At 73.2% G+C, this 18,101-nt stretch carries 12 protein-coding genes; 5 read left to right on the top strand and 7 right to left on the bottom strand.

Annotated features, from left to right (window positions below; all coding sequences use genetic code 11):
* Positions 1–49 precede the first annotated feature (49 nt).
* The 4 genes from H7H31_RS15810 to H7H31_RS15790 all read right to left on the bottom strand — a co-directional run bounded on the left by H7H31_RS15810 (position 50) and on the right by H7H31_RS15790 (position 7,095).
* On the bottom strand, positions 50–895 hold the full coding sequence (locus H7H31_RS15810) for a DUF4232 domain-containing protein (protein WP_187061322.1): 846 nt from the start codon (positions 893–895) through the stop codon (positions 50–52).
* A gap of 245 nt (positions 896–1,140) precedes the next feature.
* Positions 1,141–3,531 (bottom strand): AfsR/SARP family transcriptional regulator, encoded by a 2,391-nt coding sequence (locus H7H31_RS15805; protein ID WP_232109889.1) that lies wholly within the window; start codon positions 3,529–3,531, stop codon positions 1,141–1,143.
* A 1-nt stretch (position 3,532) separates the two neighbouring features.
* Positions 3,533–4,828, bottom strand: a complete 1,296-nt coding sequence (locus H7H31_RS15795; protein ID WP_187061321.1) for a M18 family aminopeptidase — start codon at positions 4,826–4,828, stop codon at positions 3,533–3,535.
* A gap of 440 nt (positions 4,829–5,268) precedes the next feature.
* Positions 5,269–7,095: an acyl-CoA dehydrogenase gene (locus H7H31_RS15790; protein WP_187060468.1), complete on the bottom strand. Its 1,827-nt coding sequence runs from the start codon at positions 7,093–7,095 to the stop codon at positions 5,269–5,271.
* 164 nt (positions 7,096–7,259) lie between these two features.
* Between H7H31_RS15790 and H7H31_RS15785 the strand changes: the two genes are divergently transcribed.
* The 4 genes from H7H31_RS15785 to H7H31_RS15770 all read left to right on the top strand — a co-directional run bounded on the left by H7H31_RS15785 (position 7,260) and on the right by H7H31_RS15770 (position 10,720).
* The gene (locus H7H31_RS15785) at positions 7,260–7,766 is read left to right on the top strand and encodes an SseB family protein (protein WP_176162994.1); all 507 of its coding nucleotides are present in this window, start codon (positions 7,260–7,262) and stop codon (positions 7,764–7,766) included.
* 236 nt (positions 7,767–8,002) lie between these two features.
* Positions 8,003–8,161: a hypothetical protein gene (locus H7H31_RS15780; protein ID WP_187060470.1), complete on the top strand. Its 159-nt coding sequence runs from the start codon at positions 8,003–8,005 to the stop codon at positions 8,159–8,161.
* A gap of 59 nt (positions 8,162–8,220) precedes the next feature.
* Entirely contained in the window at positions 8,221–9,186 is a 966-nt protein-coding gene (locus H7H31_RS15775) for a pirin family protein (RefSeq protein ID WP_187060467.1), read from the top strand.
* 247 nt (positions 9,187–9,433) lie between these two features.
* Positions 9,434–10,720, top strand: a complete 1,287-nt coding sequence (locus H7H31_RS15770) for an AI-2E family transporter (protein ID WP_372455947.1) — start codon at positions 9,434–9,436, stop codon at positions 10,718–10,720.
* 93 nt (positions 10,721–10,813) lie between these two features.
* Here H7H31_RS15770 and H7H31_RS15765 read toward each other — a convergent pair whose 3' ends face one another.
* The 3 genes from H7H31_RS15765 to H7H31_RS15755 all read right to left on the bottom strand — a co-directional run bounded on the left by H7H31_RS15765 (position 10,814) and on the right by H7H31_RS15755 (position 15,943).
* Positions 10,814–12,064 (bottom strand): glycosyltransferase family 4 protein, encoded by a 1,251-nt coding sequence (locus tag H7H31_RS15765; protein WP_187059745.1) that lies wholly within the window; start codon positions 12,062–12,064, stop codon positions 10,814–10,816.
* 77 nt (positions 12,065–12,141) lie between these two features.
* Positions 12,142–12,807 carry a class I SAM-dependent methyltransferase gene (locus H7H31_RS15760; RefSeq protein ID WP_187059744.1) on the bottom strand — a complete coding sequence of 222 codons (666 nt, stop codon included), beginning with the start codon at positions 12,805–12,807 and terminating at the stop codon, positions 12,142–12,144.
* A gap of 607 nt (positions 12,808–13,414) precedes the next feature.
* Positions 13,415–15,943 (bottom strand): ATP-binding SpoIIE family protein phosphatase, encoded by a 2,529-nt coding sequence (locus H7H31_RS15755; protein ID WP_187117941.1) that lies wholly within the window; start codon positions 15,941–15,943, stop codon positions 13,415–13,417.
* Positions 15,944–16,187: 244 nt separating this feature from the next.
* On the opposite strand from H7H31_RS15755, the gene aspS reads away from it, so the two are divergent.
* Positions 16,188–18,032: an aspartate--tRNA ligase gene (gene aspS / locus H7H31_RS15750; RefSeq protein WP_232110308.1), complete on the top strand. Its 1,845-nt coding sequence runs from the start codon at positions 16,188–16,190 to the stop codon at positions 18,030–18,032.
* The last annotated feature ends 69 nt before the right edge of the window (positions 18,033–18,101 follow it).

Here is an 18,101-nt window from a genome sequence, read left to right as displayed (position 1 = left end):
TCGGCTGACGGGAGCGCGGGGCGTGGGTCAGGCGCCCCGCGGTGGGTGCTTACAGGGAGTCCAGGCCGGTGCCCCAGTAGGTGACCGAGGAGTCGTCGTCGAGGAGGAGTCCGGCACCGGCCGGCGCGGAGACGGTCGCCTCGCCCGACAGGGGCTGGTTGTCGGCGTCCACGAGGGTGACCGTGAGCTGCTTCTCGCGGTGCGGGGTGGAGCCGTCCTCGCTGCCGAGGCCGATGGTGGCGGTCGTGCTCTCGCCGGGCGCCACCGTCCGCACGGCGTGCGGCTTGTCCCCGCCCACCGCGAGCGGCGCCTGCGCGTCCGGGTAGCCGATGAGCGGGACGTGGTACGCGTTGCAGGCGGTGGAGCCGGTGTTGGTGAGCTTCAGGGTGATCGCGGGGATCGTGCCGCCCGTGTGCTCCAGCGTGATCCGGGTGTCCGCGACCGTGCAGGGCTTGTCGGTCGGGCCGCCGTCCTCGCCGTCCGCGCCGGCGTCGGAGGTGGTGTCGGTCGGCTGCTCCTTGGCGCCCTCGACGCCCGGGCCCTTGCCGCCGGTCTCCGTGGCGTCCTGGCCGGCGCTGTCCGTGCCGCCCGCGCTGTCCGCGCCGCCCGTGCCGCTTCCCTGACCGACCGGGGAGTCGCCCTTGCCGTCCGTGTCGGCACCGCTGTCGGCGCCGTTCTTGGCGTTCGCGTCCTTCGCCGCCGCCTCCAGCGACGGGGTGGAGTCGGCCTTGCCCTCCGTCTTGGTGCCGGAACTGTCGTCGGAGCCGCAGGCGGTCAGCGTCAGCGCGGCGAGCGCGGTGACCGTGGCGGCGGTGATGCGCACCGCGTTGCCGCGGAGGCGGCCGGTGCGGGCGGCGCGGGCGGTCTTGCTGGCGGTGGCGGTGGTGTGCGACATGTTCTGGTCCCCCCAGGAGCGGTGGTCGGTTGGTATGGCTCAAGCCTGCCGGGGGCCGTTGCCGTGCTGCTAACCCCTGCCTAACAGGCCCGCGTTAGCAACCTGGCCAGCACAAACGACCCTCTCTGCGGGGTAATTGACCGCCGTGGGCACCGCTCACCCACACCCACCAACGCCCAGACGCGCGACGGGGCCGCCCCCAGGGGCGGCCCCGCTGTGTTCGATTCCGCGCGGACAGTGGTGCGTTAGCCTCCGCTCTCCGGCGGCGGCCCGGACGAGGGCGGCGACCCGGGCGGCGGGGGTGCGGCCGGGGGCGTGCCCGGCGGCCGGGGCTGGCCGCCGCTCGTCTTGCCGTCCCTGGCGAACAGCTTGACCAGGTCGCTCATCGTGTAGCGGCCGGTGGCCTCCTCGTCGACCAGGTGCATCTCGGCGAGCCGGTCGAGACCGTCCAGCGTCACGTCCGGGTCGGAGCCGGCGAACGCCGCCACCGCCGTGGCCTCCACGTGCCGGTCGAACCCCGAACCGAGCGCGGCCAACAGCCGCGCGTCGTCCGCCGAGAGCCGGGCCACCGACATCCGCAGCGCGGCGGCGATGCCGGTGTCCTCGGCCGACAACAGGGCCAGCCGCCGCTGCTCGTCCCGGAGCGCCGAGGCCAGCCGGCCGAGCCGCCACCTCGGCCGCGCGGTGAGCTGCGCGGAGGCGGCCCGCAGCGCGAGCGGCAGCCCGTCGCACAGGTCCACCAACTCCCGCGCGGCGTCCGGATCGTCGGCGACCCGGTCGCCGCCGAGCATGGCCGTCAACAGGTCCACGCCGTCCTGCGGGGTCAGCGCCTGCAACGGCACCGGCCGCGCGGCGTCGGTGGCCACCAGGCCGTCGAGCCGGCTGCGGCTGGTCACCAGCGTCACGCAGGCCGAGTCCGCGCCCTGACCGCCGCCCGGCAGCAACGGCCGCACCTGCGCGGAGCTGCGCGCGTTGTCGAGGACGACCAGCAGCCGCCGCCCGGCGACCCGGGACCGGTACAGCGCCGCGGCGCTCTCCGGCGATCCCGGGATGCGGTCCGGCGGCGTGCCGAGGGCCAGCAGGAAGTCCCGCAACACCTCGACGGGCGGGGCCTCCTCGCGCTCGCCGAAGCCGCGCAGGTCCGCGAAGAGCAGCCCGTCCGGGTAGGCGGCGGCGTGCTGGTGCGCCCAGTGCACGGCGAACGCCGTCTTGCCGACCCCGGCCGGACCGGTGATCAGCGCGATGGGCGCCTCGCCCGGCGCCGGCGTACGCACCAGCGCGCTCAGCGCCTCCAGTTCGGCCTGCCGGCCACGGAACCGGGTGGGCGGCCGGGGCAACAGCCACGGCGCGCTCGCCCCGGCCCGCGCCCCGTCGCCGCCGCCCGGCGGGTACGCACCGGGCTGCCCGGCACCGACCGCGCTCCCGGAACCCCCGGGGCCCCCGGGAGCCGCGACGCCCGCAGCGCCCGCGCCCTCGCCCGGGGGCTGGGGTGCCGGCGGGTACGCCTCGGCCGGCGGGTACGCGGCACCGGCCGGCCCGCCGTCGGCCGGCGGGTAGGACCCGGCCGGGTACCCACCGTCACCGTGCGGCCCGGCGCCCGGCTGGGCCCCTGGCCGCGCCGCCGGCTGGGCCGTGGCCGGGGCCGCCTGGGCGCCCGCGCCGTACGGGGCCCGCTCGCCGCCGTAGGGGCCGCTCTCGGCGGCGGGGGCGGCCCGGCCGACCCGCGGATCGCCCGGGCCCTGGCCCGCGGCCGTGCCGCCGCCCGGCGCCCTGCCACGGGGCGCGGCGGGTCGCTGGCCCCCCGGCGCGCGCTGGGCGGGCACCGCCGCGTCCGCGTTCAGGATCTCCTCGTACGCGCGGCGCAGCCCCTCGCCCGGGTCCACGCCGAGTTCGTCGCTGAGCAGCCCGCGGGTGCGGTGGTACCAGCCGAGCGCGTCCGACTGCCGGCCCGCCCGGTACAGGGCGCGCATCAGCGTCGCGATCAGGCCCTCGCGCAGCGGGTGCGCGACGGCCTCGGTGTGCAGCACGGCGGCGGCCACGTCGTACTGCCCTAGCTCCTCGTGCGCGTACGCCAGCGCCTCCACCGCCGACAGCCGCCGCTCCTCCAGGGCGTGCGCCGCCGCCGCGTACGGCGGGCTGGTCACGGTGCCGGTCAGGGCGGGGCCGCGCCACAGGCCCAGCGCCTCGCGCAGCATCGGCACGGCGTCGGCCGCCGCGCCCGCCCCGCCCGGGCCGGCGGTCGGGCCGGCGCCCTGCCCCGGGCGACCGGCCGCGTCCCGCCAGCCGGTCATCTCGCGGGCGCGGGCCACCAGTTCCTCGAACCGGTGCGCGTCCACCCGCTCGGCCGGCAGCCGCAGCAGGTATGCCGAACCCTGCGTCGTCAGCTCGACCCCGTAGGTGTGCGCGCCACCGTCCGCGAGCGTGGCCCGCAGCCGCGAGACGTGGCCCTGGACGACGGTGCGGGCGTGCTCGGGCGGATCGTCCTCCCACAGCGCGGTGATCAGCCGCTCCACCGGCACCGTGGTGTTCGCCTGGAGCAGCAGCATGGCCAGTACGCTGCGCCGTTTGGCCGGGCCGAGCGGCAGGTCACCGTGCGCGGTCCGCACGGCGACCGGGCCCAGCAGTGAGAATTCCAAGTCAGCCCTCCAGGAACGCGGCCAGCACGTTCGCGAGCAGGAACGGGTCGTCGGCGCCGCACAGTTCGCGGGCCGAGTGCATGGAGAGGATCGCGACACCGATGTCGACGGTGGCGATGCCGTGCCGGGCCGCGGTGATGGGACCGATCGTGGTGCCGCACGGTACCGCGTTGTTGGAGACGAAGGACTGCCACGGCACCCCGGCCCGCTCGCAGGCGGCGGCGAACACCGCGCGCCCGCTGCCGTCGGTGGCGTACCGCTGGTTGACGTTGACCTTCAGGATCGGGCCGCCGTTGGGCATCGGGTGGTGGCCCGGCTCGTGCCGCTCCGCGTAGTTGGGGTGCACGGCGTGCCCGGTGTCGGAGGAGAGGCACACCGTGCCGGCGAACGCGCGGGCCCGGTCCTCGTACGAGCCGCCGCGCGCGAAGACCGAGCGCTCCAGGACGGTGCCGAGCAGCGGGCCGTCGGCGCCGGTGTCGGACTGGCTGCCGTTCTCCTCGTGGTCGAAGGCGGCGAGCACCGGGATGTGCGGCAGGTCGGCGCCGCGGCTGGCGACGGCGGCCAGCGCGGCGGCCTCGGCGTGCACGGACAGCAGGTTGTCCAGGCGCGGGCCGGCCACCAACTCGCGGTCCCGGCCCAGGTAGGCGGGCGGCTCGACGCTGTGCACCATCAGGTCCCAGCCCGCGACGTCGTCGGCGGCCACGCCCGCCTCCTCGGCCATGTACGCGATGAGGTCGCCCTCGCGCACCCCGCCGATGCCCCAGATCGGCGTCAGGTGGCGCTGCCGGTCGAGCTTGAGGCCGTCCGTGTTCACGCTCCGGTCCAGGTGCACGGCGAGCTGCGGCACCCGCAGCAGCGGCCGGTCCACGGCCACCAGCCGGTGCGCGCCGTCGCGCAGGGTGAGCCGTCCGCTCAGCCCGAGGTCGCGGTCGAGCCAGGTGTTGAGCAACGTCCCGCCGTAGATCTCGACGGCGATCTGCCGCCAGCCGTACGAGCCGGTGTCCGGCATCGGCTTGACCCGCAGGTTGGGCGAGTCGGTGTGCGCGCCGACGATCCGGAACGGGGTGGCCGGTCCCGCGCCCTCGGGCACGTACCAGGCGATGATCGCGCCCCCGCGCAGCACGAACTTCCCGCCGCTCGCGCCGTCCCACGCGTCCACCTCGGCGACCTGGCGAAAGCCGGCCTTCTCCAGCCGCGCGGCGACGGTGGCCACCGCGTGGTACGGCGACGGACTCGCCGTGAGGAAGGACAGCAGATCATCGGTGTGGCCGCGATCGAAGCGGGCGGGGCTACTCATGCCCCTCAGCATAAAGATGCCGGCGAGGGGGGCTGAGGCGAGAACGCGGCGCGTCGCCCGATCATCAGCTCATCGCAGCGAACCGGCCGCGCGGAATTCGGCCACGCCCCACCCCACCGTGCCGCCGCCCCGACCGGCCCGCCCGGCCGCCGTGTCCCGGCCCGCCGCACCCGACGGTGGCCAGCCTCCCACCAGCCCCCGCCCGACCCCGCCACGACCCCGCCAAAGCCCTTCCACGACCCCGCCAGGGTTCCTCCACGGCCCGGCCCCCGCCTGGGCCCCGCGCCGGCCCGGAAACGGCCGACGGGGCCCGCTTCCCCGTGGGGTGGGAAGCGGGCCCCGTCTCGTGGGGTGACAGTGGCCTGGGTGCCCCGGGGCGCCGCTGGTGGCGGCCCCGGGGGCGCGGGGCGCGCGGCCCCGCCGATGGCTCCTGGCGCGACCTAGAAGGCGGCCTCGTCCAGCTCCATCAGGGACTGGTCGATGGACTCGGCCAGCGCGCGCTGGGTGCTCACGCCCGGCAGCACGTTGTGCGCGAAGAACTTCGCGGCGGCGACCTTGCCCTGGTAGAAGGGCACGTCCTTGGCGGTGGCGGTGGGCAGCTTGGCCGCCGCCACCGCGGCGCCGCGCAGCAGCAGGTAGCCGACGATCACGTCACCGGAGGCGAGCAGCAGCCGGGTGGTGTTGAGGCCGACCTTGTAGATGGACGTGACATCCTTCTCGGTGGCGGCCAGGTCGGTCAGCATCGCGCTGACGATGGCCTCCAGGTCGACGGCCGCCTTGGCCAGCTCCTCGCGGGCCGAGGCCAGCTCGTCGCCGCCCCCCGCCTCGGCGAGGAACTTCTTGATCTCGTCGGAGAGCGTGGTCAGCGCCTGGCCCTGGTCGCGGACGATCTTCCGGAAGAAGTAGTCCTGGCCCTGGATGGCGGTGGTGCCCTCGTAGAGGGTGTCGATCTTGGCGTCCCGGATGTACTGCTCGATCGGGTACTCCTGGAGGTACCCGGAGCCGCCGAAGGTCTGGAGCGACTGGGCGAGCTGCTCGTAGGACTTCTCCGAGCCGTAGCCCTTCACGATCGGCAGCAGCAGGTCGTTCAGGCCGTGCAGCGCCTTGGCGTCCTCGCCCGCGGTCTCCTTGACCAGGATCTCGTCCTGGACGGAGGCGGTGTACAGCACCAGGGCGCGCATGCCCTCGGCGTACGCCTTCTGCGTCATCAGCGAGCGGCGCACGTCGGGGTGGTGGGTGATGGTGACGCGCGGGGCGGTCTTGTCCGTGAAGGCGGCCAGGTCCGGGCCCTGCACGCGCTCCTTGGCGTACTCCAGGGCGTTGAGGTAGCCGGTGGACAGGGTCGCGATGGCCTTCGTGCCGACCATCATCCGGGCGAACTCGATGATGCGGAACATCTGCCGGATGCCGTCGTGCTTCTCGCCGATCAGCCAGCCCTTGGCGGGGTGCCGGTCGCCGAAGGTCATCTCGCACGTGTTGGATGCCTTGAGGCCCATCTTGTGCTCGACGTTGGTGGCGTAGACGCCGTTGCGCTCGCCCAGTTCGCCGGTCTCGAAGTCGAACTCGTACTTCGGGACGAGGAACAGCGACAGGCCCTTGGTGCCCGGGCCGTGGCCCTCGGGGCGGGCGAGGACGTAGTGCAGGATGTTCTCGGACATGTCGTGCTCGCCCGAGGTGATGAAGCGCTTGACGCCCTCGATGTGCCAGGAGCCGTCGTCCTGCTGGGTGGCCTTGGTGCGGCCGGCGCCGACGTCGGAGCCGGCGTCCGGCTCGGTCAGCACCATGGTGGAGCCCCACTGCTTGTCCACCGCGAGCTTGGCGATGTGCTTCTGCTGCTCGGTGCCCTCCTCGAAGAGCACGCCCGCGAACGCCGGGCCCGAGGCGTACATCCACACCGCCGGGTTGGCGCCGAGGATCGTCTCGGCGAAGCCCCAGAGCAGCGAGCGCGGCGCGGTGGTGCCGCCCAGCTCCTCCTGCAGGCCGAGGCGCCACCACTCGGCGTCCATGTACGCCTGGTAGCTCTTCTTGAAGGTGTCCGGCAGCGGCGCGGTGTTCGTGTCCGGGTCGAAGACCGGCGGGGTCCGGTCGCCGTCCGCATACGAGTCGGCCAGCTCGTTCTCCGAGAGGCGGGCGATCTCGGACAGCACGCTCTTGGCGGTCTCGACGTCCATCTCGGCGAACGGGCCGGTGCCGTACAGCTTGTCGCGGCCGAGCACCTCGAAGAGGTTGAACTCGATGTCGCGGAGATTCGACTTGTAGTGCCCCATGGCGACGGCTCCGTAAGGCTCGACCCGGCGAGGCGCCGACGGCGCCCGGCCGGGGGTGGGATCGGTTCTCGTATGCGTTTCAAACGATGACCGCCATGATGCTACCCACCGGTAATAAGAGGCAACCCTCAATAGCCCAACTGTGACTCAGTACGCTCTACGACATGTACGGCTACGACCAGAACGCGGGCGGGCAGCAGTACGCCGCCCCGCCACCGCCGCAGCAGCCGCCGCACGGCCACCAGGGCCAGCACGGCCACCAGGGTCAGCCGGGCGCGGGGTACGGCGAGCAGCCGCTGTACCCGGAGCCGTCGCCCCCGTCGCTGGCCGACGCGGTCCGCGCCTTCACCACGGGCACCATGGCGCCCGAGGACTTCCAGCAGATCTTCTCCACCTCGAAGGTCTACTGCCCGCGCGGCGACAACCCCGGCTTCCTCGCGCTGCACAACACCCAGCAGCCGGTGATCCCGATGTTCACCTCGCTCAAGGAGCTGCGCCGCTACGCCGGCAAGGAGTCCAAGTACTTCGTGATCACCGGCGCCGAGGTCCTCGACCTGCTCCCGACGGGGTACGGCTTCGTGCTCGACATGGAGGGCCAGCACCGCATGGTGTTCGACGCGAAGGCCGTGGAGCAGATGGTGGACTACGCCATGCGGCAGATGTACGGCTGAGGCCCCGCCCCTCGCCCGAGCGTCCCCGCCCCCACTGGCCCGACGAACCCGGGCCGGACCGCGTACGCGCGGCCCGGCCCGGGTTTCGTCGTGTCCGGGGGCGGTGTGGCGGGTGGGGACGCGGCCCGGGTGGCGTGGCCGAAAGTGGCACCTGGCGTTCCGGGAGGGAATGGCCGCGCCTTGCCAGTCGTTCACTATTCAACTAAGTTGAATCCGGAACGACCGAGGAGGCCGTCATGCCCGCCGTAACCGCTGAGAACCCGCTGACGCTGCCGCGCGTCGCCGCGCCCGCCACCCGCGCCGGCCAGGAGCCCGCGCGCCCACGGCCCGTGCTGAACGTGACCACCGCGCCCAGCGGCCTGGAGGGCGAGGGCTTTCCGGTGCGTCGGGCCTAGGGAAGTCGTCATCACGGTTCTGACCTGCGGAAACCTTTCTCACTCACGCGGAGATTCCCATGCCTGCCATCACCCCGGCTGACCCGCTGGCCCTTCCCCGGGTCGGCGCCCCTACGGACGCGAAGCCTCGCCCTGTGCTCACCGTGAGTACCGCCCCGAGCGGCTTGGAGGGGGAGGGCTTCCCCGTTCGTCGCGCCTTCGCCGGCATCGACTACCGGCACCTCGACCCGTTCATCATGATGGACCAGATGGGTGAGGTGAACTACGAGGCAGGCGAACCCCGTGGGACTCCATGGCACCCGCATCGGGGGTTCGAGACCGTCACGTACCTGATGGACGGAAGCTTCATCCACCGGGACTCCCACGGTGGGGGCGGTGTCATCAACGACGGTGACACGCAGTGGATGACCGCCGGGTCCGGACTGCTCCACATCGAGACTCCGCCCGAAGAACTCGTCATGTCCGGCGGGCTGTTCCACGGAATCCAGTTGTGGGTCAACCTGCCGGCCAAGGACAAGATGATGGCGCCGCGCTACCAGGACATCGGCGGCGGCAGCGTCACGTACCTGACCAGCGCCGACGGTGGTTCCATAGTCCGGTTGATCGCCGGGGACCTCGACGGCAACGAGGGACCTGGGATCACTCACACGCCGATCACGCTGGTGCACGCCACGGTGAGTGCCGGAGCCGAGCTGACCCTTCCGTGGCGGCCCGACTTCAACGCGCTCGCGTACGTGCTCGCTGGAAACGGCTACGTCGGGACGGACCGGCGGCCCGTGCGCCTGGGGCAGACCGCCGTCTTCGGTAGCGGCGATGCGCTCACGATCGGCGCGGACGCGAAGCAGGACTCCCGATCGAACGCCCTGGAGGTGCTGCTCCTCGGCGGGCAGCCGATCCGTGAACCCATGGCGCACTACGGGCCGTTCGTGATGAACACCCGCGCCGAACTCCAGCAAGCGGTCGACGACTTCCAGGCGGGCCGGCTGGGCGTCATCCCGTCGACCGAGCGCCTGCCCCACACGTAAGACGCGGTACGCGTCCTGACCCACCCCCGGGCCGTCCGGTCCGGGACCAGAGCCAGGCCAGGGCGTCCGATGGGGTGCGGCCTCACACCGGACGCACCGGGCCATGCGACGGCGGCGCCGGCCGTTGGGGCGGCCGGCGCCGCCGAACGACCTGCCCGCGCGGCCCGCTGACCCACCCGTGACGGGCCGTCACCCGCGCGGCGGCTGTCGACGGGTGGTGTGGGGGCGCCCGTGGTGGGCTGGGGGCGTGCCCAGTGATCGCCCAGCCCCGCCGCGCGCGCCGGAGCCCGCCCTGTTGCCGTACGAGGTGCGCCGGGTCGCCGCCTGGTGCGGGGCGCTGCTGCTGATGGCCGCCGTGGCCGGGGTGGTCGTCTGGCTCACGGTGGTGCTCAAGGCCGCCGTCACGCCCGTGCTGCTCGCGCTGCTCGGCTCCGCCCTGCTCGGGCCGCTGTACCGGTGGCTGGTGCGCAGGCGCCTGAACGCCTCGCTGGCGGCCGGGCTCACCTGTCTGGCGCTGCTCGCGGTCGTCGGCGGGGCCGTCTACATCGTCGTGCAGGCCCTTGTGGACAGCGGCGACCAGATCGTCGCCTCGGTCAAGGACGCGGCCCGGGACCTGTCGGGGGACTTCGACATCGCGGGCAACTCCGTGGAGGACATGGCCTCCAACGGGCGGGAGCTGGCCGACAAGTTCGGCGGTACGGCGGCGACCGGGTTGCTCTCCGGGCTCAGCGTCGTCGGCCAGATGGCCGCCGCCGCGTTCCTCGCGCTGCTGCTCACCTTCTTCTTCCTGCGCGACGCCGACCGGGCGGTGCGCACCCTGCACGCGTACGCGCCGCGCGGCACCGGCCCCCGGCTTGAGGCGGTGGCCCGGCGGGCCTTCCAGGCCGTCGAGGGCTTCATGCGCGGCACCACGGTGATCGCGCTCATCGACGCGGTGTGCATCACCATCGGGCTGCTCGTGCTGAGCGTGCCCGGCGCGGTGGGGCTCGGCGCGCTGGTCTTCGTCGGCGCCTACATCCCCTACCTGGGCGCGTTCCTCTCCGGCGCGGTGGCCGTCCTCGTCGCCTTCGCCGACGGCGGCCTCGCGATCGCGCTGTGGGCGCTGGGCGTGGTGCTGGCCGTCCAGGTCCTTGAGGGGCACGTGCTCCAGCCGGTGGTGCAGAGCCGCACGGTGCAGATGCACCCCGCCGTCGTCATGATCACCCTCACGGCGGGCGCCAGCCTGGCCGGCATCCTCGGCATGCTGCTGGCCGTCCCCCTCACCGCCGCGGCCTTCGGCGTCGTCTCCGACCTGCGCGACCACTACGGCCGCGAGGCCCCTGACTCCGGCGCGGGCGACGGCGGCCCGGGCGACCCGGGTGGGTCCGGTGGGGCTGGCGGAGGTGGTGGCGGGTCTGGTGGTGGGCCCGGTGGCGGGTCTGGTGGCGGCGCGGGCCCCGGTGTCGCGGGTGCGACGGCTACGGGGTGCGGGGGCGGCTCCGAGGGGCGCGACGCGGGGCCGTACGCGGCTGGGGGGCCGTACGAGCGGCCTTAGCGGGACGTGGGGGTGGTGAGCGGGGCGGGCGGTGTGGGGGTGGTGAGCGGCCCGTGCGGACGCAGGGAGGTGGGTTCCGCCCCGCCCGCCCTCTCAGGCGTCCCGTCGCTGGGCCGTGTGGGAGAAGTGGGACCAGGCGGTGAGGGTGTCCTGTGCGAAGTTGGCCTCGGAGATCTCGGGGGCGATGGTCTCCCGCAGGGCCGTGCCGAGTCGTTCGAGGCCCGAGGGGTGGGTGGCCAGGTGGCCGATGGCGTCGGCGAGGCCGTCGGTGCTGGGGAGGAAGTGGTGGGCGGTGGGGAAGAACCTGCTCGCCTCCACCTTGTCGGAGTCGACCATCAGGGTGCAGACGCCGGAGAGCGCGGCCTCCAGCGGGGTGATGCCCAGCGTCTCGTAGCGCGAGGAGCAGACGAAGACGCCGTTCGGGCGTGCCAGGTGGAACAGGGCGTACAGCTCGGCCTTGGCGAGCTTGCCGACCGCCAGGAACTCCCCCTCGTGTTCGCTCGGCACGCGGGCGCGCAGCGCCTCGCGGGCGGCCGTGTGGTCGGGGGCGTCGCCGACGACCAGGATGCGCAGCGGCAGGCCGCGCTTGCGGGCCTGGACGGCGCCGCTGACCAGGAGTTCGACGTTCTTGAAGTAGTCGAGGCGCGCGACGGCGGTGAAGACCAGCAGCTCAGCGCCCTGGACGAAGGCTCTGACGCGCTCGTCGCGCAGCGGCCCCGGTGTCGCGGGCGGCGCTATCGGCGGCCGTACCGCGCGGATGCGTTGTTCGTCGACGCCCCGGCCCACCAGGTACTCGCGTTGCAGTCGCGAGTGTTGGAGTACGAACATGCGCCCGTTCGACCGCATCTGGCGGAGGCCCAGCTCCTGGTGCTTGAACAGGTGCAGCGCCTTCGCGGCGTCGCCGAACGCCCGCGCCGTCTCGTGGGCCGAGAACATGTCCATGAAGTCGTGTACGAAAGGGCCGTGGTGGGTCACGCAGCAGGCGAGTTCGGCCGGGTGGAATCCCAGCAGGGCGTCCGTCTGGTAATAGAGCATGGCCTGGTCGCTGAATCCGTGTTCGGCGCGGAGTAGCGCCGCCGCGTTGGCGATCGCGCGGCTCACCGCGTCCGCGCTCATGTCGAAGTGGAAGCGGAGCGTGGCGCAGCGCAGCCCCGATCGGTGTACGAGGTCGATACGCGGCTCGGAAATGTTCTCGTCCCGCCGGTAGAGGATGACTCCGGCGGAGAGTCCGGCGTGCTGTAGGCAGCGCAGTGCGGAACGGGAGAAGGAGGTGGCGCCGACGTGTGCCGGCTCGGATTCGCTGTCGGGAAAGTATCTCTCGTTGACCACGATGATTCCGGGCATGCGGGTATCGCGTAAGGGCACTTTCGAGGGCTCCGAATGTCGTGATGGACGTCGTGGTGTTCCGAGGCCGGGAGCGCTCACAGGTCGGCGGTGCGCCAGACGCCGATCGACTTGTCGGCGAAGTGGTGCTCGACCTCGGTTCCGTCTTCCCTGGTCACGTAGTACTCCGTGCACCGCTCGTCGATCACGTGGAGCGGGGTGGGGAGCGAGAAGGGCGCGCGGCACAGGTTGAGGGAGCGCCAGCCGCCGGTCTCGATGTCGGCGGCGTTGCTGGTCCGGCCGGTGAAGGTGGTCGTCGCGAAGTAGGTCGAGCCGCTGCGCCGCACGTTGTCGAGGGCGGCTCGTACGTCGGCGTCGCTGAAGTGGACCAGGCAGTCGCGCGAGAAGACCAGGTCGACCTGGGGGAGGGGGCTGCGGGTGATGTCGAGGACGCGGAACGCGCGGCCCGGGCGCGCGAAGCGCTGTTGGTTTCGTTCGACGACCTCGGGGACGACGTCGGCCCCGAGGTAGGTGTCCACGCCGAGTTCCACGTGGGACATCCAGTGGAAGTCCCCGCACGGTACGTCGAGGAGGCTGCGGACACCGAGTCGCGAGATCAGGTCGGGCAGTTCGCGCCGTAGGGCGGCGGTCTGGGTCAGGCTCGATCCGCTGCCCGAACGCGAGACGTCGTCGTTCGCTTCCTCGCTTCCGGGAAACAGTCGCCAGGCGTCGCTTTCGTAGAGTTCGCCGAAGATTCCGCGCATCGTGCGATGCGACGGTTGTTCGGCCGGCGGAATGACGGGGGAATGGCGGACGCCGGCGCCGGTGGAACCGCGGTGCATGTCGTTCATAACAACCCTTCGCCTCGGGGCCGGTGAAATGGGCAGCCGTTCGGGAAGTATTGCCACGCCCTGTGCCGGATAAGGGCGCAGGGTTTGTGAAACGTCGTGCGTGTCCGCTCGTGGATGTGCGTCATTAATTCTCGCACAGCGGTCGTACGTGTCCACTCGTCCCTTGCGAGGAATAGCTCAACTCGGGGCGGGGCGGGCCCGTTGATGTTCGTCGGTGGCCCGGAAATGTGGTGTGGGGGGTGCCAGAGTGCGCAGGTGGGCGGGTGGTGTGTGGGGGCGGGCGCCGGGTGCCGCGCCCGGTTGGCGCGGCGGCGCGCCCGAGTCGTACCGTCTTAGGTCCAGACCAACTGTCGGCGGCTGTCCGCCCGTTCGACGCCCGCGCCGCACCCGCTCGCCGTCGGAACCACACGCTCCGGCCGCCCGGCCCCCGCGTCGTCGCCCGGCTCTCCCGCTGCCGCCCGGCCTCCCGTCGCCGCCCGCCCGCCGTCGCTCAGCCCGGCGCCGCTCAGGCCCCCGCCGCTCAGCCCTGCGCCGTCGCGTCCGGCTCGGGGAAGGGCGGCTGCCCCGGCGCGGAGGGCTGTTCCGGTGCGGGGGGCGGCTCGGGTGTGGGGGTGGGGGCGGTGGGCGTACGGGCCGGCGTGACGGTGGCGGCCCTCGTGGCGTGGGTGGCCGGGGCGGTGGTGGGCTCGGCGGCCGGCTCGTGCAGCTCGACCCAGATGCACTTGCCCTCGCCCCGTGGGTCCACGCCCCAGGAGCCCGCGAGCATCTCCATCAGCAGCAGTCCGCGCCCCGAGGACGCCAGTTCGCCCGGGTGGCGGCGGTGCGGGAGTTCGTCGCTGGCGTCGGCGACGTCGAGCCGTAGCCGGCGCGCGCCCGGTTCGCCGCTGATCTCGGCGATCACCAGCGCGTCGTCGTCGGTGTGCATCAGCACGTTGGTGACCATCTCGGACAGCAGCAGGACGGCCGACTCGACCTGGTCGTCCGATGCCCAGTCGTGCAGCATCTGGCGGAGCTGGAGCCGGGCCTGCGAGATCTGCTCCGGCTGGGCCTGCGCCACGGTGATGGCGGCCCGGCGCCTGCGCGGGCCCGCCGCCTCGGGGCTCGGCAGACCGCGGGATATCAGGACGAAGGCGATGTCGTCCTCGCGGCGGTCGGCCAGCGGCCCGGTCCGGTAGTGCGACGGCGGCCCGTGGACGGCCTGCAACAGCGCGTCGGCGAGCGCGTCCAGGTCCTCCTGACTGCGCAACCGCGGCTCGCCCCCGCCCGCGCCGCGCACGCCGGCGGCCAGCGCCTCACCGCCCCCCGGCTCCCCACCACCACCCGCCCCCGCGCCGCCACCCGCGCCCGTCCCCACGCCGGCGGTCGGGCCCGTCCCCGCGCCGGCGGCCGGGCCCACCACCGCCCCTGGGGATGCCCCCGTACCCGGGCGCGCCCCCGCCTCCGCGCTCCCCCCAGCGGCGTCGCCCGCACCCGCCCGGGCGTCCAGGTCGCGCAGGTGTTCGCTGAGGACCGCGCGGATGCGCTCCCAGCCGGTCTGCAGGTCGTGGCCGCCCGTCTCGATCAGGCCGTCCGTGCAGACCAGCAGCGTCTCGTCCGGTTCGAGGGTGAGCCGCGTCGTGGGGTAGTCGGCGTCGGGGACGACGCCGAGCGGCAGGCCGCCCGCCGTCGGGCGGAGCATGACCGTGCCGTCGCCGTGCGCGATGGCCGGGTCCGGGTGGCCCGCGCGGGCGACGTCCAGGGTGCCGGTGGCCGGGTCCACCTCCATGTACAGGCAGGTCGCGAAGCGCGGGTCGGCGTCGTCGTCCTCGATGTGCGGGCCGCTGCCGGCCCGGGCCCGGCCGCCGGTGTCGGTCAGGCTCGCGAAGAACCGGGAGGCGCGGGAGAGCACCGCGTCCGGGTGGTGGCCCTCGGTGGCGTACGCCCGTAGCGCGATCCGCAACTGTCCCATCAGCCCCGCCGCCCGCACGTCGTGCCCCTGGACGTCGCCGATGACCAGCGCCGTACGGCCCGACGGCAGCGGGATCACGTCGTACCAGTCGCCGCCGACCTGGAGTCCGCCGCCGGTGGGCACGTACCGCGCGGCGATGGTCAGGCCCGGCACCTCCGGCCTGCGGTCGGGCAGCATCGCGCGCTGGAGGCCGTCGGCGAGTTCGCGCTCGGTGTCGTGCAGGCTGGCCCGCGACAGGGCCTGCGCGAACATCCGGGCGATGGTGGTGAGCACCGAGCGCTCGTCGGGCGTGAAGGACACCGGCTGGCTGAAGGCGCCCATCCAGGCGCCGATGGTCCTGCCCGCCACGATCAGCGGCAGGAAGGCCCACGAGTGGCGGCCGAGCGGCTGGGCGATCGCCCAGGCGGCGGGGAAGCGGCGGCGGTAGTCCTCGGGGGTCGGCAGGTAGACCGCGCGGCCGGTGCGCACCGCCTCGGCCGCCGGGAAGTCGCTGTCCACCGACATGTCGAAGAACGGCCCCTCGTCCTCCTCCCCGTACCCCTGATGGCCGATGACGGTGATCCGGTTGCCCTCGACGCCGAAGACCGCGAGGCCGTCGGGGGTGAAGCCGGGCATGGAGAGCCCCGCGGCGACCCGTAGCACCTCGGCGCTGGACTGTGCCTCGGCCAGCGCGCGCCCCGCGTCCAGCAGGAACGCCTCGCGGTTGCGCCGCCAGTCGCCGGTGACGGGGGTGGCCGCCGCGGTGCCGGGCACCAGGGCGGGGACCTCCTCAAGGGTGCCGACCAGCTCGAAGTGTTCGCCGCGCACGATGGGCCGGGTGCGGCTGCGCACCGTGCGCAGCACGGTGCCGTGCTCGTCCACGACCCGCAGCCTGGCCTCGGCGAGGGTGCCCTCGGTCAGGGCGAGGTTGATGATGCCGTTGATCTCGGTCCAGTCGACCGGGTGGAACCGGGCGCGGGCCGTGGCCTCCGGGAGGGTGACGGGCACGGCGGGCAGCCCGAGGAGCCGGGCCGCCTCGGCGTCGAGGGTGACCTTCGCCGAGGCGTTGCCCCACCGCCACAGGCCGGTCCTGATCGTGGCCAGAACATCCTCGGTACGCATTGCCCTACTTTATGTTCATTTATGGATTTGCTACCAGTGAGGACGGCCGGTCGTCGACCCGACCGGCGGGCAGGGCGGCGACGTGCCGCGGTTCCGGGCGCCGACCGGGTACCTTGCCCGCGATGCCACAGCGGGCAGGGCGGTAGGCTGGCACCTTGCCCGCAGTGGCACTCGCGCCCGGGCCCCGGCTCAGCCAAGCCTCGCCCGCGCCGTCCACGCCCCGCTCAGATGACTTGGATGAATGATGCATCGGTACCGGTCCCACACCTGCGGCGAGCTCCGTGCCGCTGACGTCGACACTGAGGTGCGGTTGAGCGGCTGGCTGCACAACCGACGGAATCTGGGCGGCATCCTCTTCATCGACCTGCGCGACCACTACGGCGTGGTGCAGCTCGTCGTACGGCCCGACACGGCCGCCAACGAGGCGCTCAGCTCGCTCACCAAGGAGACCGTCGTCCGCGTGGACGGCCGGGTCATCGCGCGCGGCGCGGACAACGTCAACCCGGACCTGCCCACCGGCGACATCGAGGTCGAGGTCAGCGCCGTCGAGGTGCTGGGCGCCGCCGATCCGCTGCCGTTCACCGTCTTCCCCGAGGACAACGTGAACGAGGAGCGCCGCCTCGAGTACCGCTTCCTCGACCTGCGCCGCGAGCGCATGCACCGCAACATCATCCTGCGCTCGAAGGTCATCGCCGCGCTGCGCTCGAAGATGACCGCGCTCGGCTTCAACGAGCTGGCCACCCCGATCCTGTCGGCCACCTCGCCCGAGGGCGCCCGCGACTTCCTGGTGCCCTCGCGGCTGCACGCCGGCAAGTTCTACGCGCTGCCGCAGGCCCCGCAGCAGTTCAAGCAGTTGCTGATGATCGCGGGCTTCGACCGCTACTTCCAGATCGCGCCCTGCTTCCGCGACGAGGACGCCCGCGCCGACCGCTCGCCCGGCGAGTTCTACCAGCTCGACGTGGAGATGAGCTTCGTCGAGCAGGAGGACGTGTTCCAGGTCATCGAGAAGGTGATGACCGACCTGTTCAACGAGCTGGGCGACGGCCGCGAGGTCACCTCGCCGTTCCCGCGCATCCCCTTCCGCGAGGCGATGCTCAAGTACGGCTCGGACAAGCCCGACCTGCGGGCCCGCCTGGAGCTGGTGGACGTCTCGCACGTGTTCGCGGGCTCCGGCTTCAAGGCGTTCGCCGACAAGCACGTGCGCGCCCTGGCCGTGCCGGACACCGGCGAGCAGCCGCGCAAGTTCTTCGACCAGCTCGGCGAGTACGCCGTCGAACAGGGCGCCAAGGGCCTGGCCTGGGTGCGCATCGGCGAGGACGGCAAGCTGACCGGGCCGATCGCGAAGTTCCTTAACCAGGACGACGTGGCCAAGCTGGTCGCCGAGGTCGGCGGCAAGGCCGGCACGTCGATCTTCTTCGGGGCCGGTGACTTCGACGAGGTCTCCAAGATCATGGGCGCGGTGCGCGTCGAGGCCGCCAAGCGCGCCGGGCACTTCGAGGAGAACGTCTACCGGTTCTGCTGGGTCGTGGACTTCCCGATGTTCGAGAAGAACGAGGACACCGGCGCGATCGAGTTCTCGCACAACCCGTTCTCCATGCCGCAGGGCGGTCTGGAGGCGCTGCGCACCAAGGACCCGCTGGACATCCTCGCCTGGCAGTACGACATCGTCTGCAACGGCACCGAGCTGTCCTCCGGCGCCATCCGGAACCACGAGCCCGAGGTCATGTACGAGGCGTTCGGCATCGCGGGCTACTCCCAGGAGGAGGTGGAGCGCGAGTTCGGCGGGATGCTCCGCGCCTTCAAGTTCGGCGCCCCGCCGCACGGCGGCATCGCGCCGGGCGTGGACCGCATCGTGATGCTGCTCGCGGACGAGCCCAACATCCGCGAGACCATCGCCTTCCCGCTCAACGGCAACGCGCAGGACCTGCTCATGGGCGCGCCCAGCGAGGTGGACGAGGCGCGGCTGCGCGAGCTGCACCTGTCGCTGCGCAAGCCGGCGCCGGCCAAGCAGGCCGCGGCCAAGGAGCCCAAGGCCGGGGAGCCCAAGGGCGCGGAGCCGCAGGCTCACCCGGCCAAGCCGGTCAAGTAGCCCCGCGCGGGCTCGCCCGTACGAGGCCGCCACGGCGCCCCGGACCCACGCGGTCCGGGGCGCCGTGGC

It is taken from the genome of Streptomyces buecherae, assembly GCF_014295035.1.
In the GTDB taxonomy this organism is placed as follows: Bacteria; Actinomycetota; Actinomycetes; order Streptomycetales; family Streptomycetaceae; genus Streptomyces; species Streptomyces youssoufiensis.
The sequence above is the reverse complement of the archived record's forward strand: the minus strand, read 5'-3'. Positions and strand labels throughout refer to the sequence as shown.

Coding starts and splice junctions, on each gene's coding strand:
- H7H31_RS15755 (WP_187117941.1), bottom strand. CDS start 15,943: ATGCGTACCGAGGATGTTCTGGCCACGATCAGGACCGGCCTGTGGCGG.
- aspS (WP_232110308.1), top strand. CDS start 16,188: ATGCATCGGTACCGGTCCCACACCTGCGGCGAGCTCCGTGCCGCTGAC.
- H7H31_RS15780 (WP_187060470.1), top strand. CDS start 8,003: ATGCCCGCCGTAACCGCTGAGAACCCGCTGACGCTGCCGCGCGTCGCC.
- H7H31_RS15785 (WP_176162994.1), top strand. CDS start 7,260: ATGTACGGCTACGACCAGAACGCGGGCGGGCAGCAGTACGCCGCCCCG.
- H7H31_RS15775 (WP_187060467.1), top strand. CDS start 8,221: ATGCCTGCCATCACCCCGGCTGACCCGCTGGCCCTTCCCCGGGTCGGC.
- H7H31_RS15765 (WP_187059745.1), bottom strand. CDS start 12,064: ATGCCCGGAATCATCGTGGTCAACGAGAGATACTTTCCCGACAGCGAA.
- H7H31_RS15810 (WP_187061322.1), bottom strand. CDS start 895: ATGTCGCACACCACCGCCACCGCCAGCAAGACCGCCCGCGCCGCCCGC.
- H7H31_RS15790 (WP_187060468.1), bottom strand. CDS start 7,095: ATGGGGCACTACAAGTCGAATCTCCGCGACATCGAGTTCAACCTCTTC.
- H7H31_RS15795 (WP_187061321.1), bottom strand. CDS start 4,828: ATGAGTAGCCCCGCCCGCTTCGATCGCGGCCACACCGATGATCTGCTG.
- H7H31_RS15760 (WP_187059744.1), bottom strand. CDS start 12,807: ATGCGCGGAATCTTCGGCGAACTCTACGAAAGCGACGCCTGGCGACTG.